Annotated in this window: 14 protein-coding genes and 1 pseudogene; 8 read left to right on the top strand and 7 right to left on the bottom strand. The window is 63.3% G+C overall.

Translation table 11 applies throughout. The annotated features are described in order from the left end of the window. The 3 genes and pseudogenes from Q0K23_RS12145 to Q0K23_RS12135 form a co-directional block, all read left to right on the top strand. Positions 1-183: pseudogene (locus tag Q0K23_RS12145) on the top strand (iron hydrogenase); the annotation flags it as partial. A 264-nt stretch (positions 184-447) separates the two neighbouring features. Next, complete coding sequence (locus Q0K23_RS12140; RefSeq protein ID WP_294522668.1) at positions 448-1,341, top strand: hypothetical protein; 894 nt, start codon at positions 448-450, stop codon at positions 1,339-1,341. A gap of 261 nt (positions 1,342-1,602) precedes the next feature. Continuing rightward, the gene (locus Q0K23_RS12135; protein WP_294522666.1) at positions 1,603-2,070 is read left to right on the top strand and encodes a DUF6465 family protein; all 468 of its coding nucleotides are present in this window, start codon (positions 1,603-1,605) and stop codon (positions 2,068-2,070) included. Positions 2,071-2,131: 61 nt separating this feature from the next. Here Q0K23_RS12135 and Q0K23_RS12130 read toward each other — a convergent pair whose 3' ends face one another. The 5 genes from Q0K23_RS12130 to Q0K23_RS12110 all read right to left on the bottom strand — a co-directional run bounded on the left by Q0K23_RS12130 (position 2,132) and on the right by Q0K23_RS12110 (position 5,309). After that, complete coding sequence (locus Q0K23_RS12130) at positions 2,132-2,626, bottom strand: Crp/Fnr family transcriptional regulator (protein WP_294522662.1); 495 nt, start codon at positions 2,624-2,626, stop codon at positions 2,132-2,134. Positions 2,627-2,943: 317 nt separating this feature from the next. Beyond that, entirely contained in the window at positions 2,944-3,819 is an 876-nt protein-coding gene (gene hslO / locus Q0K23_RS12125; RefSeq protein WP_294522659.1) for an Hsp33 family molecular chaperone HslO, read from the bottom strand. 40 nt (positions 3,820-3,859) lie between these two features. Next, positions 3,860-4,609 (bottom strand): class I SAM-dependent methyltransferase, encoded by a 750-nt coding sequence (locus tag Q0K23_RS12120; RefSeq protein ID WP_294522656.1) that lies wholly within the window; start codon positions 4,607-4,609, stop codon positions 3,860-3,862. Further along, positions 4,596-4,907 carry a YerC/YecD family TrpR-related protein gene (locus Q0K23_RS12115; protein ID WP_294522654.1) on the bottom strand — a complete coding sequence of 104 codons (312 nt, stop codon included), beginning with the start codon at positions 4,905-4,907 and terminating at the stop codon, positions 4,596-4,598. Before Q0K23_RS12115 ends, Q0K23_RS12120 begins: the two co-directional genes overlap by 14 nt. A 120-nt stretch (positions 4,908-5,027) precedes the next feature. Continuing rightward, positions 5,028-5,309, bottom strand: a complete 282-nt coding sequence (locus tag Q0K23_RS12110) for an acylphosphatase (protein WP_294522651.1) — start codon at positions 5,307-5,309, stop codon at positions 5,028-5,030. A gap of 113 nt (positions 5,310-5,422) precedes the next feature. Here Q0K23_RS12110 and Q0K23_RS12105 point away from each other — a divergent pair, with 113 nt between their 5' ends. The 5 genes from Q0K23_RS12105 (at position 5,423) to Q0K23_RS12085 (ending at position 10,835) form a co-directional block, all read left to right on the top strand. Further along, positions 5,423-6,094, top strand: a complete 672-nt coding sequence (locus Q0K23_RS12105; RefSeq protein WP_294522648.1) for an RsiV family protein — start codon at positions 5,423-5,425, stop codon at positions 6,092-6,094. Positions 6,095-6,276: 182 nt separating this feature from the next. Beyond that, positions 6,277-7,551, top strand: coding sequence for an adenylosuccinate synthase (locus Q0K23_RS12100; RefSeq protein WP_294522645.1), 1,275 nt, complete (start codon positions 6,277-6,279; stop codon positions 7,549-7,551). 92 nt (positions 7,552-7,643) lie between these two features. Continuing rightward, a complete protein-coding gene (locus Q0K23_RS12095) occupies positions 7,644-8,237 on the top strand; it encodes a sugar O-acetyltransferase (protein WP_294522642.1) in 594 nt (197 codons plus the stop codon). A gap of 132 nt (positions 8,238-8,369) precedes the next feature. After that, positions 8,370-9,566 carry a coenzyme F420-0:L-glutamate ligase gene (locus Q0K23_RS12090; RefSeq protein WP_294522639.1) on the top strand — a complete coding sequence of 399 codons (1,197 nt, stop codon included), beginning with the start codon at positions 8,370-8,372 and terminating at the stop codon, positions 9,564-9,566. Between the two features lie 126 nt (positions 9,567-9,692). After that, complete coding sequence (locus Q0K23_RS12085) at positions 9,693-10,835, top strand: DUF3048 domain-containing protein (protein WP_294522636.1); 1,143 nt, start codon at positions 9,693-9,695, stop codon at positions 10,833-10,835. Positions 10,836-10,907: 72 nt separating this feature from the next. Here the strand turns inward: Q0K23_RS12085 and Q0K23_RS12080 are convergent, their stop codons facing one another. Continuing rightward, entirely contained in the window at positions 10,908-11,351 is a 444-nt protein-coding gene (locus Q0K23_RS12080; protein ID WP_294522628.1) for a cell division protein SepF, read from the bottom strand. A 217-nt stretch (positions 11,352-11,568) separates the two neighbouring features. Beyond that, on the bottom strand, positions 11,569-12,686 hold a 1,118-nt coding region (locus Q0K23_RS12075), incomplete at its 5' end, for a sodium:alanine symporter family protein (RefSeq protein ID WP_294522623.1).

The raw sequence follows: 12,686 nt of genomic DNA, 5'->3' as shown, positions 1-12,686 counted from the left end.
GGCAAGTACCCCGGCTACCTGCTGGAGGGCATGGCCTGCCCCGGCGGCTGCGTGGCCGGTGCCGGCACCATGCAGCCCATCAAGAGGTCCCAGGTGGTGGTCAACCTCTACGCCAAGCAGGCCAACCACAAGATCTCCAACGAGACCGAGCATATCAAGGAGCTGGACAAGCTGGTGGACTGAGTTCCCGGTATTTTCCTCCCCCTGTACGGACACGGAGCGCCTCTTCACGAGGCGCTCCGTTTTTCTTTTGCGGGCATACGCTCCCCATTTCCCCCGATTCCGCCCCCATCTGGGCTGTTCTCCGCCCCGGGCCCGTTTTTGTTGGGCTCATGATATGCGCTCCCCGCCGGAACGGCAATCCCCTTCCGCACCAATCTCCCGCCTGGTCCATAGTATGGCGTGAGGGGTATCCAGCCTCTCACTACTCAATCGGGAGGTATTTCCATGCCTGAAAAGGTTATGCCCGGCCCCGTGCAGGACTCCGCCTGTATCCGCGAGGCCGTCTGTATCCATACCAAAAAGATCTTCGACTCCTGCCGGGACAAGGACTGCATCGAAGATCTCCGCTTCTACCCCACCCAGAGCTCCCAGTGCGCCATTGACCGGGCCGTGTCCATCCGCGCCGGCCAGGCCGAGCTGCTCTATGTGTACATCGACGTGGAGCCCATCGGCTTCAACCGGGGCTTCTTCACCGTGGACGTCCGCTACTTCTACCGGGTTACCGCCGACGCCTTCGTGGGCGCCGCCCGGCCTGTCCAGGTGTGTGGCCTGTGCGTGTTCGACAAGCGTGTCATCCTCTTCGGCAGCGAGGGCAGCGCCAAGGTGTTCTCCTCCGAGGCCGCCCTGGGCGCCATGGACGAGCAGAACATCATGAAGACCAACCTGCCCACTGCGGTGGTGGAGGCGGTGGACCCCATCGTGCTGAACATGAAGCTGGTGGACGTGTGCGACTGCCGCCCCTGCTGCGACTGTGAGCTGTCCGAGATCCCGCCCTGCATCTGCTCCTGCTTCGGCAGCGACCTGTGCTTCGGCAACGACGGCAAGCGGGTCTATGTCACCCTGGGCCAGTTCTCCATCATCCGCCTGGAGCGGGACACCCAGCTGCTCATGCCCGCCTACGACTACTGCATGCCCGAGAAGGAGTGCACCTGCGGCGGCTGCGAGGATGACCCCTGCGAGATCTTCCGTCACGTCCAGTTCCCCGTGGATGAGTTCTTCCCGCCCAACGGCGGCGTGGGCGGCTGCGGCTGCGGCTGCGACCGCCCTGACCGGGACTGCGGCCACGGCGACCGGCCCGATCGCTGTCCTCCTTCCGGCGGCAAGGGCTGCCGGAGCTGAGCGCCCTTTCCCCACTCCGGAGCGGGTCCGCAGGCAGCGGACCCGCTCCCTTTTTTGTCCCGGCTCCTTCCGGCTCCCCGCAGGCAAGAAACCGGTTTCATACAAATTCAGCCCCATTCAGTACGCATTAGCTAAAATCCCCTCTGTCCGCTTTTGAAAATTCTTACATTTTATATATGACAATTACCGGAAAATTGTTGTAGAATAATTGCAGCAATTCATAGAAACACGTCTGAACAAATGGACTGGAGGAATTGAAATATGATCGCTGGTGCGAAGCGTCGCGAGGCCGCCGTGAAGGCCGCCGAGGAAAAGACCGCCGCCAAGGCTGTGGAGACCGTGGAGGCCCAGGCCGTCAAGGCTGAGGTCAAGCCCGAGGCTGTGACCGAGACTGTGACCGAGACCGCCCCCAAGGCCGCCGAGAAGAAGACCGCCCGCAAGACCGCCGCCAAGAAGGCCCCTGCCAAGAAGGCCCTCGAGGAGAAGGCTGTGGAGGAGAAGGCCGTGGAGACTCCCGCCGAGAAGACCGTGGAGCCCAAGACCACCCTCGTCCTGGAGTACTGCGGCCGTCAGGTGACCGAGTCCACCATGATCGCCGGCGCCAAGAAGGTGTGGGCCGAGGCCGGCCACACCGAGGCCATTGAGACCATGGAGCTGTACATGAAGCCCGAGGACGGCGCTGTCTACTGCGTCATCAACGGCGAGCCTGCCGGCAAGTTCTGCTATTGATCCATGCCCCCAAAAGAGAGACCGGAACCGCAGCATGCGGTTCCGGTCTCTTTTTACCCTTTTACGCGCCGCCCTGCCGCTTCAGCTCCTGTTTGAGCCTGCTCAGCGTCACGGGCGTCATGTTGAGGAAAGATGCGATGTACTTGTTGCTGATCTTGTCGCTCAGTCCGGGATAGGCCTGCTGGAACCACAGGTAGCGCTCCATGGCCGTGTATTGATAGATGGCAATCTTCAGCTCCCAGTGGGTTTTGGAGGACTCCACGATGAGCTGCCGGTACAGCTCCGACAGCGCGGGGTAGACCCGAAGCATCCGGTTGACCTCAGGCACGGCGATCCGTACGATCTCGCACTCGGTCAGCGCCTGCACGTCGATGGGTGCGGGCTGGTTGATGTCCGACGCGGGCATGGCGGGCGAGCCGCAGCGGAACACCAGGCAGTCTGTGATCTCCTTCCCGTTCACATCTGAAAAAACGCCGCGCATGATTCCCTGGGTGAGAAAACACACGTGTGTGGGTACGTTCCCCTGACGGATCAGGTACTCCCCTTTTTTTAACACTCTTGTCTCCGAAACCCTAAGCGCCTCCTGCACCAATGCCTCGTCGGAGATCCCGAGGGCCTTCTGAAAAAAATCAATCAGCAGCAACCCTCTCTCCCCCTTCCTTTTTGTGGTGCCTCATATTTTACATGCTATTATTTTTTACCGCATTATCCCATGTTAATAATTTCTATCATTTTTGAAAGTTGTCGATATTTTTTCTTTTTTCTCATTAATGGTCCCCTGGTCAAAAAAATGCACCCCCTTCCGGATCGCTCCGGCAGGAGGTGCATTTTGCATTTTCCCCCGCTCTGTGCAGGGAAAATCACGCTTTTTTATCACATTGCGGCCAGAATGGCCTCCAGTTCTTCCTTGGAGTAGCGGTACACCTTGTCGCAGAACTGGCAGGTGAGTTCCGCCTTGCCCTGCTCGTCGATCAGGTCCTGCAGATCCTTCTTCCCCATGCTGATGAGGGCCCGGGTCACCCGGTCCCGGCTGCAATAGCAGCGGTACTCCACCGGGCTCTCCTCCAGCACTTCCATATCGAAGTCGGACAGCACCTGCATCAGCAGGCCCTTGGCGGTCATGCCGTCCCGGAGAGCGTCGGTCACCGCGCCCACTCGGGCCACCCCCTGCTCGATGGTGCGGATCACACTCTCATCCGCGCCGGGCAGCAGCTGGATGAGGTAACCGCCGGCGCAGAGGACGGACTGGTCGGTGTCCAGCAGGACCCCCAGGGCACAGGCCGTGGGGATCTGCTCGCTCTCCAGGAAATAGGCGGCAATGTCGTCGGCGATCTCGCCGGAGAGCAGCTCAATGGTGCCCACATAGGGCTCCTTCATGTTCAGGTCCTTGATGATGGTGAGGGAACCGGCGCCCACGGCGGCGCCCACGTCCAGCTTTCCGGGCCGCTTCCGGGGCAGATCGGCCGCCGGGTTCTGGACATAGCCCCGGACGTTGCCCTCGCTGTCCGACACGGCGGTGATGCTCCCCAGGGGGCCGTCCCCCTTCACCCGCAGGGTGAGGGAGCCCTTCTCCTCCTTGAGCTGGTTGCCCATCATGGACGCCCCCATCAGGGCGCGGCCCAGTGCGGCGGTGGCGGTGGGCAGGGTCTTGTGGATCTGGCGGGCACGCTCCACCAGGGCGCCCGCCGTAATGGCGGAGGCCTTCACCGGGGCGTCCTTGGCCAGCATACGGATAATCTGATCAGACATAAGCGATTTTGTTTCCTTTCATTCGGGTATACGCAGATGTTCAGCCCTTTTTCACGGCGGTGAAGAAGATGCGCTCCTCTCCGGGCACGGGGGCGCGCATCTTCAGGCAGCCGTGTCGGCGGATGCGGGTGAAGCCCGCCTCCCGCAGGTATTCCTCCAGCTCGTCGGGCTGGTAGGCGTACTCCTCGTGGACTTCCTCCCCCCGGCTCCAGCGGCCGTCGGCCTCCAGGCGGAAGATGTCCATGCCGTAGGTGCAGATACGCCGCCGTGGGGAGTACTCCGCCCGCCAGACGCAGTATGCGTCGTCGGTCTCGTCGATAAACATGCCGCCGTCCAGACCCCGGAGCTTGTCCGGCGTGTTGATGTCAAAGAGAAACAGCCCGCCGGGCATGAGGAACAGGTGGACCCGCTGGAAGGCCTTCTTCAGGGTCTGGGGACGTGTGACATAGTTGACGCTGTCCAGGCAGCAGACGCAGGCGTCGATGGTGCCGTACAGGTCCAGCTTCTCCATGCTCTGGCACAGGAAGATGGGCGGCTCCCCCGCCAGGTCCCGGCACTTCTCCGCCGCCACGGACAGCATTTCCGCCGAGCGGTCCACGCCGATCATCTCGTAGCCCCGGCCCATGAGCTCCGCCGTCAGGCTGCCCGTGCCGCAGGCCAGGTCCAGCACCGTACGGATGGGCAGGGCGCTGCGGGCAAAGTGCTTCTCGATGTAGTCCGCCCAGCGGCTGTACCGCACGTCGGTGGTCAGCTCATCGTAGCACCCGGCCAGGAACTCATAGCTTTCCATCGGCCCTCAGCTTCTCCTTCACCCGGGGGAGCACGGTGGTGTATCCGTCCGCGCCGTAGTTGAGAGAGCGGTTCACCCGGCTGATGGTGGCGCTGGACGCCCCGGTCCGCTCCAGAATATCGTTGTAGATCATGCCGTTGGACAGCAGAATGGCCACCTCAAAGCGCTGCTCCATGGCCCGCAGCTCGGCCACGGTGCACAGGTCGGAGAAAAATTTCTTGCACTCGTCCAGATCCTTGAGGGTGAGAATGGTCTCGTAGAGGATATCGCTGTGTTCCTTCTTGTCACCCTTGGTCATAGGCTGACAGCCTCCTTTTGGTATTTTTGGTAAGTGTGTGCTTTCATGATTTATCACATTATATTTTAAATCACTGAATCATGAAAGTAAACAATATTTGTCCTTTTTATACCTAAAATTTCACCACAGGCTGCCCCGCTCATGAAAGGAGCGCTCTCCCTCCTCGGGCGTGAGGGCGTGGCGCTCCACGCTGTCCACCAGGGCGTACCTGGGCCCCCGGGACACCGCCCGGACAAATTCCTCCACAGGCCCCTCGTCCCCCTGGACCTCCATCTCCACGTCGCCGTCCTCCCGGTTGCGCACCCAGCCGGTCAGATCCAGCCGGGCGGCGGTGGCGCAGGTGAACCACCGGAAGCCCACGCCCTGGACCCGGCCGGACACCCGGATATAGAGCCGAACCATGCCGCGCTCCCCCTTTCCTTTTGCTTTAGCGTAGCACAGAGAAAAACTTCTGTCAAACCTGCCCTTTGGGCATAGGATGGTGCAGAACGGTTTGAAAAAAGGAGGGGGCGTCCATGGCTGGAAGACGCACAGTGGAGACGGCGACCATAAAGGCGGCGCCGGAGGAACGGGTGCTGACGCTGGAGGAGGAGCCGGTGCTGACCATGTCCCTCCGGTGGCCGGAGCTGGAGGGGGACACGCCGGGGCTGCGGCGCATTGGCCGTTGCTTTGCCCGGCAGACCCAGACCTGGCGGGCCCACTGGGAGGGAACCCTGTACGCCATGGCCTGCGCCGCCCTGACCGAGGCCAGGGCGCAGTCCCGGCCCTTCACCCCCTGGACTGCGGCGCTGGACTTCACCGTCACCTGCAACGGCGGCGGCCTGCTCAGCCTGCATACCGACGCGGCCGAGAAGCACGGAACGGCACGGCCTCTGCTGGCGCGGTCGGGCGAGACCTGGGCCCTGTCCTCGGGCACCCCCATCCCCCTGTCCGCCCTCTTCCCGCCCAGGACCCGCTGGCGGCGGCAGGTGCTGACGGCGGTGGCGGATCAGTGCGCCCAGCGGGCTTCCTCCGGGGAATTCCTGTTCTACGAGGACTGGCCACGCCGGGTGGAGGCGGATTTTGACCCGGACAACTTCTACCTGACCGAGGACGCCCTGGTGGTCTTCTACCCCCTCCACACCCTGTGCCCCGCCGCCGAGGGCATCCCGGAATTTCCCCTCCCCCGTCCGGAATTTCCCCTGTGACGGACAGTCTTTTCCATCCTCTTCCGTCCGAGGCGGACAGCTTCCAGCCCGGAGAGAAAACTTCCCTGGAAATCGCAGTTTTTTACAATTTGTCCCTTGTAATCTGAAAAATTCGGGGATATAATATCGTCCGTCCGTGGGAAAAGGCCAACGCGCGAATCCCCGCGGCAGGAGGAACGATTATGGTCAAAGCAATTGTAGGCGCAAACTGGGGCGACGAGGGCAAGGGCAAGATCACTGATCTGCTGGCCGAGGAGTCCGATGTCGTCATCCGCTTTCAGGGCGGCGCCAACGCAGGCCATACCATTATCTGTGATTATGGAAAGTTCGCACTGCATCAGCTCCCTTCCGGCGTGTTCTACCCCCACACCACCAACATCATCGGCAACGGTGTGGCTCTGGACGTGCCCAAGTTCATCCATGAGCTGAAAACCCTGACCGACGGCGGCGTGCCCGCCCCCCACATCATTGTGGATCAGCGCACCCAGGTGCTGATGCCCTATCATGTGCTCCAGGATACCTATGAGGAGGAGCGTCTGGCCGGCGCGGCCTTCGGCTCCACCAAGTCCGGTATCGCCCCCTTCTACTCCGACAAGTACGCCAAGATCGGCATCCAGGTCTGCGACCTGTTTGACGAGAAGCGGCTGATGGAGCGGCTGGAGCATGTCTGTGTCATCAAGAACGTGCTCTTTGAGCACCTGTACCACAAGCCCGCCCTGGACCCCAAGGAGCTGTTCAACACCCTCATGGGCTACCGGGACATGATCGCCCCCTATGTGGGCGACGCGGTGGCCTTTGTCCATCAGGCCCTGAAGGAGGGCAAGCAGATCCTGCTGGAGGGCCAGCTGGGCTCCATGAAGGACCCGGATCTGGGCATCTACCCCTTCACCACCTCCTCCCACACCCTGGCCGGCTTCGGCTGCGTGGGCGCCGCGGTGCCCCCCACCGCTCTGCGGGACGTGGTGTGCGTCTCCAAGGCATACTCCTCCGCCGTGGGCGCGGGCGCCTTTGTGTCCGAGCTGTTCGGCGATGAGGCCGACGAGCTGCGCCGCCGGGGCGGCGACGCCGGCGAGTTCGGCGCCACCACCGGCCGTCCCCGCCGTGTGGGCTGGTTCGACGCCGTGGCCACCCGTTACGGCTGCATGGTCCAGGGCGCCACCGAGGTCGCCCTCACCGCCATCGATTGCCTGGGCTATCTGGACGAGATCAAGGTGTGCACCGGCTACGAGATCGACGGCAAGGTCACCACTGACTTCCCCGTCTCCCCCCTGCTGGACAAGGCCAAGCCCGTCTACGAGACCCTGCCCGGCTGGAAGTGCGACATCCGGGGCGTCACCGAGTACGACAAGCTGCCCAAGGAGGCCCGTGATTACGTGGCCTTCATTGAGAAGCACATCGGCGTGCCGGTCAAGACTGTGTCCACCGGCCCCAAGCGCCACGAGATCATCCGCCGCTAATTCCAATACCGCTTCAACAGGCGCCCCGGCTCATGCCGGGGCGCCTGTCTGCCCCTTTCATAAGTCTCACTGTACAGGAAGGAATTTTCACCATGGAACTTCTGGATCTTCTCCGGAGCCGGACGGGGTACACCGGCCAGAACCGGAACATCCCCTCTGACCTGAAGGCCAAGGCCCAGCGGCTCTGCTGGACCTACAACCAGTCCGCACCCGACCAGCAGGCGCTGCGGCAGGACATCCTGGAGCAGCTTCTGGGCACCTGCCACCCCCTCACCTTCATCGAGCCCGCCTTTCACTGCGACTACGGCTTCAACATCCACACCCACGGCCTGGCCGTCATCAACTACAACTGCGTCATCCTGGACACCTCCCCCGTCCACATCGGGGCGGGGGCCTTCCTCGCCCCCGGCGTGTGCCTGGCCTGCGCGGGCCATTCCCTGGACCCGGAGCAGCGGTCCCAGGGCATCAGCACCTCCGCCCCCATCACCCTGGAGGACAACGTGTGGATCGGCGCCAACGCGGTGGTCTGCGGCGGCGTCACCATCGGTGCAGGCTCCACCATCGGCGCGGGCAGCGTGGTCACCCGCGACATCCCCGCCGGTGTGGTGGCCGCCGGCGTCCCCTGCCGCCCCATCCGCCCCATCACCGAGGCCGACCGCATCTCCCCGGACCAGCTGGCCTTTTGACGGATTTTCTACGGGTCCGACAGAATTGTCTATTGTGTCCGGCCCCCGGTCTATTGTATAATATGTTGTAATATGTCCAGGCGGCCCCCTGCCGCTCTGTGCAGAAATTTGAAAATTTAGGAGTGTTTTTTCATGAGCCGGATGGTCGGTACCGTTTCCCGCGGCGTTCGCGCCCCCATTATCCGCAGCGGCGATAACCTGGTGGATATCGTCACCTCTTCCGTGCTGGAGGCCGCCAAGGACGACGGCTTCACCGTGCGCGACCGGGACGTCATTGCCATTACCGAGGCCATTGTGGCCCGGAGCCAGGGCAACTACGCCACCGTGGACGACATCGCCGCCGACGTGCGCGCCAAGCTGGGCGGCGGCACCGTGGGCGTCATCTTCCCCATCCTGTCCCGCAACCGCTTCGCCATCTGCCTGCGGGGCATCGCCAAGGGCTGCAGCAAGATCGTGCTGATGCTCTCCTACCCCTCCGACGAGGTGGGCAACCACCTCATCAGCCTGGACGCCGTGGACGAGAAGGGCGTGGACCCCTACAAGGACGTGCTCACCCTGGAGCGCTACCGTGAGCTCTTCGGCTACGAGAAGCACCCCTTCACCGGCGTGGACTATGTGGCGTACTACCAGAACCTGATCCAGGAGTGCGGCGCCGAGGTGGAGATCATCTTCGCCAACGACCCCCGGGCCATTCTGAACTACACCAAGACCGTCCTGGCCTGCGACATCCACACCCGCAAGCGCACCAAGCGCCTGCTCCAGGCCGCCGGCGCGGAGAAGGTCCTCACCCTGGACGACATCATGACCGCCCCCGTCAACGGCAGCGGCTGCAACGAGACCTACGGCCTGCTGGGCTCCAACAAGGCCACCGAGGACAAGGTGAAGCTGTTCCCCCGCCCCTGCCAGGACCTGGTGGAGGCCATCCAGGCCAAGATGCTCGCCGAGACCGGCAAGCATGTGGAGGTTATGGTCTACGGCGACGGCGCCTTCAAGGACCCGGTGGGCAAGATCTGGGAGCTGGCCGACCCGGTGGTCTCCCCCGCCTACACCGCCGGCCTGGAGGGCACCCCCAACGAGCTGAAGCTGAAGTACCTGGCCGACAACGACTTCGCCTCCCTGTCCGGCGAGGCCCTCCGGGACGCCATCAAGGACCAGATCCGCAAGAAGGACGGCAGCAGCCTGGTGGGCAACATGGTCTCCCAGGGCACCACCCCCCGCCGCCTCACCGACCTGATCGGCTCCCTGTGCGACCTGACCTCCGGCTCCGGCGACAAGGGCACCCCCATCGTCTATATCCAGGGCTACTTCGACAACTACACCACCGACTGATTTTCGGTATCTCCAGCCGCCCGGACCATGGCCGTCCGGGCGGCTTTTCTCTCCTCCATTCCCTTGACACCGGCCCTCTCACCCGGTACTATAAAAACAGAATCTTGACGAACGGAGGCCTTTGCCATGCGTCTGCGCCGGATGCTCCCGCTCTGCCTGTCCCTGCTGCTCCTGCTCTCCGCCTGCGGCTCCAAGACGGCGGACGTCACCCCCACGCCCCCCGACATCCCCACCCTGCCCGCCAGGACCCAGGCCCCAGAGCCCTCCCCCAGCCCCACGGCCACGCCCACCGAGACCCCGGAGCCCGAGTACACCGGCCCCCGGAACCCCCTCACCGGCGAGCCCATGGAGGAGGAGTGGGTGAACAAGCGCCCGGTGGCCATCATGCTCAACAACCTGGAGCAGGCGCTGCCCCAGCAGGGCCAGTCCGATGCGGACATCATCTACGAGTGCCTGGAGGAGGGCGGCATCACCCGCATGATGGCGGTGTACCAGAATCCCCGGGATGCGGGGGTCATCGGCTCGGTCCGCTCCACCCGCACCTACTATCTGGAACTGGCCCTGGGCCACGACGCCATTCTCATCCACGCCGGCGGCAGCGATGTGGCCGGTGTGGAGGACGCCTACGGCAAAATCAGGGCCTGGGGGGTCACCTCTCTGGACGGCGTCCGGGGCCCCTACATGAGCAACACCGAGGGCGGCAACCTGATGTGGCGGGACCCGGGCCGTGTGAAGGCCAACGGGTATGTCCACAGCGTGGTCACCACCGGCGCGAAGATCGATGAGATCTTCTCCGCCGCCTCCTTCCGGCAGGATCACAAGGAGGGCTGGACCTACCAGATGGACTTTGCCGACGACGGCACCCCCGCCGGCGGCACCGACGCCCCCGTCATCACGGTGCCCTTCTCCAACTACAAGACCGGCGTGTTCACCTACGATCAGGACACCGGGCGCTACCTGGTGTCCGAGTACGGGGACGCCTACATCGACGGCAACACCGGCGAGCAGGTGGGCGTCACCAACGTGGTGGTGCTGCGCACCGCCTGCCGCAGCACCGGCGACTCCTACGGCCACGTCTCCGTGGACCTGTCCAGCGGCGGAACCGGGTACTTCGCCTGCGGCGGCAAGGTCATAGACCTGGTGTGGAGCAAGTCCGAGCCCGACGGACAGCTCTATTACACCGACCTGGAGGGCAACCCCATCGTCTTCGGCCGGGGCAAGACCTATGTGAACATCGTGCCCCTGAACGCCCAGGTGACCTTTGAATAAGCGCTGATACATAAAGAGGGGACCGGCCAGCTGCCGGTCCCCTTCTTGTATATCCCTATACTTTGTATATCCCTATGCTCTGTACCGCTGCCGGAGGTCCTGGGCGTCCTCAAAGCCGGTGCCGTCCGGGTCCTTCTCCTCTTCTCCGTCCAGCAGCTTCACGCCTGCGGGCAGGAGCAGATAGGCGCTGTATCCGATCTGGACCATCTGTCCGTCCCGGCCGTAGGCCGCGCCGCTGAGAAAGTCCACGATCCGCCGCGCCGCCTCCCGTGAGGCGCTCTCCAGATTGACCGCCACCGCGTAGCCGTCCAGCAGGCAGTCGGCGATCTTGCCCGCGTCCACATACTTGCCGGGGGTAAGCACCATGACCTTGCCCATCCCCGTGTCGTCCGCCGGGGAAAAGCTCTGGCTCCGGCCCGGCCGGCTGTCCTCCGGCGGGTCCTTCTCCGCCGCGCTGTCCGGCGCCTCCCAGCTCTCGCCCAGGATGCGCGCCCGCACCTTGTTCCAGATTCCCATGCTTTTCCCTCCCTGTCGTTTTTCTACATTATAGCGCAAGCCCTCCCGCTTTACAAGTCGGTTTTCCACTTTTCTCGCCCGAGGAGCCGTCATATGCCCCTTCTCGCAAAAAATCTGAAAACAAATTTCAGCTTTCCGCCGTTTTTCACGCCGGGAGGCCCTCTCACGGAAACAGCGCCCGCCGGGACATGGTCCCGGCGGGCGCTGGCGCTTCAGCTTATTTTTTGACTGCTTTTTTCCCTGAGTGGGCCCGGGCGATGTTCACCACCGTGCCCGTCAGGGCAAAGAGGGCGATGGCGTTGGGGATGACCATCAGGTTGTTGAACATATCCGTCAGTTCCCACACCAGATCGTTGGACATAAGGGTACCCAGGAAAATAAAGATCAGGGCGACCACCGCGTATACCGGCGCGGCCTTTTTGCCGAAGAGATAGATCACGTTGATCTTGCCGAACATGTTCCAGCTCAGCACCGTGGAGAAGGCGAAGAAGAACAGGCACACCGCCACGAACGCAGCGCCCCCCTCCCCGCCGAACACAGTTCCGAAGGCGGTCTGGGCCAGATTGGTCTTGCCGATCCCCTCGGGGATGGCGCCGGTGTGAAGGATGCCGTCGCTGGTGTACAGGGTGGAGATGATGACCAGCGCATTGAGGGTGAGCACCACAAAGGTGTCGATGAACACGCCCACCATGGCCACCACGCCCTGATCGTGGGGGTCCTTCACGTTGGCCTGGGCGTGGGCGTGGGGGGTGGAGCCCATGCCCGCCTCGTTGGAGAACAGGCCCCGTTTGGCGCCCTGGCTGATGGCGGTCTTGATGGCGTAGCCGAAGCCGCCGCCGATGATGGCCTGGGGCTGGAAGGCGTAGCGGAAGATCATGGCGAAGGTCTCGGGGATGTAGCGGTACCGGGCGATGAGCACCATCAGGCCGCCGGCCAGGAAGATGACCGCCATGACGGGCACCAGCTTCTCGGTCACAGCCGCCAGGCGGTCCATGCCGCCCAGGAAGATGAAGGCGCAGATGACCACCAGCACGATGCCCACCACCCAGGAGGGGATGTGGAAGGCGGTCTGGAAGGTGGAGCCGATGGAGTTGGACTGGACCATACAGCCCATGAAGCCCAGGGCCAGGATGATGGCCACAGCGAAGAAGCCGGCCAGGAACTTGCCGAAGGCGCCCTTGAAGGCGGTGGTGATGTAGTACACCGGGCCGCCGTGGAAGTGGCCCTGGTCGTCGGTGATCCGGGTCTTGATGGCCAGGGTGGCCTCGGCGTAGATGGTGGCCATGCCGAAGAAGGCGATGATCCACATCCAGAAGATGGCCCCGGGGCCGCCGG

Source organism: uncultured Pseudoflavonifractor sp. (assembly GCF_944387275.1).
In the GTDB taxonomy this organism is placed as follows: domain Bacteria; phylum Bacillota; class Clostridia; order Oscillospirales; family Oscillospiraceae; genus Pseudoflavonifractor; species Pseudoflavonifractor intestinihominis.
Note: the sequence above shows the minus strand (reverse complement) of the source record. Positions and strands in the feature narration are given on the sequence as shown.

Bases quoted from the DNA above. Each gene is read 5' to 3' on its own strand.
- Q0K23_RS12115 (WP_294522654.1), bottom strand. From the start codon at position 4,907: ATGACCAAGGGTGACAAGAAGGAACACAGCGATATCCTCTACGAGACC.
- Q0K23_RS12100 (WP_294522645.1), top strand. From the start codon at position 6,277: ATGGTCAAAGCAATTGTAGGCGCAAACTGGGGCGACGAGGGCAAGGGC.
- Q0K23_RS12085 (WP_294522636.1), top strand. From the start codon at position 9,693: ATGCGTCTGCGCCGGATGCTCCCGCTCTGCCTGTCCCTGCTGCTCCTG.
- Q0K23_RS12080 (WP_294522628.1), bottom strand. From the start codon at position 11,351: ATGGGAATCTGGAACAAGGTGCGGGCGCGCATCCTGGGCGAGAGCTGG.
- Q0K23_RS12105 (WP_294522648.1), top strand. From the start codon at position 5,423: ATGGCTGGAAGACGCACAGTGGAGACGGCGACCATAAAGGCGGCGCCG.
- Q0K23_RS12120 (WP_294522656.1), bottom strand. From the start codon at position 4,609: ATGGAAAGCTATGAGTTCCTGGCCGGGTGCTACGATGAGCTGACCACC.
- hslO (WP_294522659.1), bottom strand. From the start codon at position 3,819: ATGTCTGATCAGATTATCCGTATGCTGGCCAAGGACGCCCCGGTGAAG.
- Q0K23_RS12140 (WP_294522668.1), top strand. From the start codon at position 448: ATGCCTGAAAAGGTTATGCCCGGCCCCGTGCAGGACTCCGCCTGTATC.
- Q0K23_RS12135 (WP_294522666.1), top strand. From the start codon at position 1,603: ATGATCGCTGGTGCGAAGCGTCGCGAGGCCGCCGTGAAGGCCGCCGAG.
- Q0K23_RS12095 (WP_294522642.1), top strand. From the start codon at position 7,644: ATGGAACTTCTGGATCTTCTCCGGAGCCGGACGGGGTACACCGGCCAG.
- Q0K23_RS12110 (WP_294522651.1), bottom strand. From the start codon at position 5,309: ATGGTTCGGCTCTATATCCGGGTGTCCGGCCGGGTCCAGGGCGTGGGC.
- Q0K23_RS12090 (WP_294522639.1), top strand. From the start codon at position 8,370: ATGAGCCGGATGGTCGGTACCGTTTCCCGCGGCGTTCGCGCCCCCATT.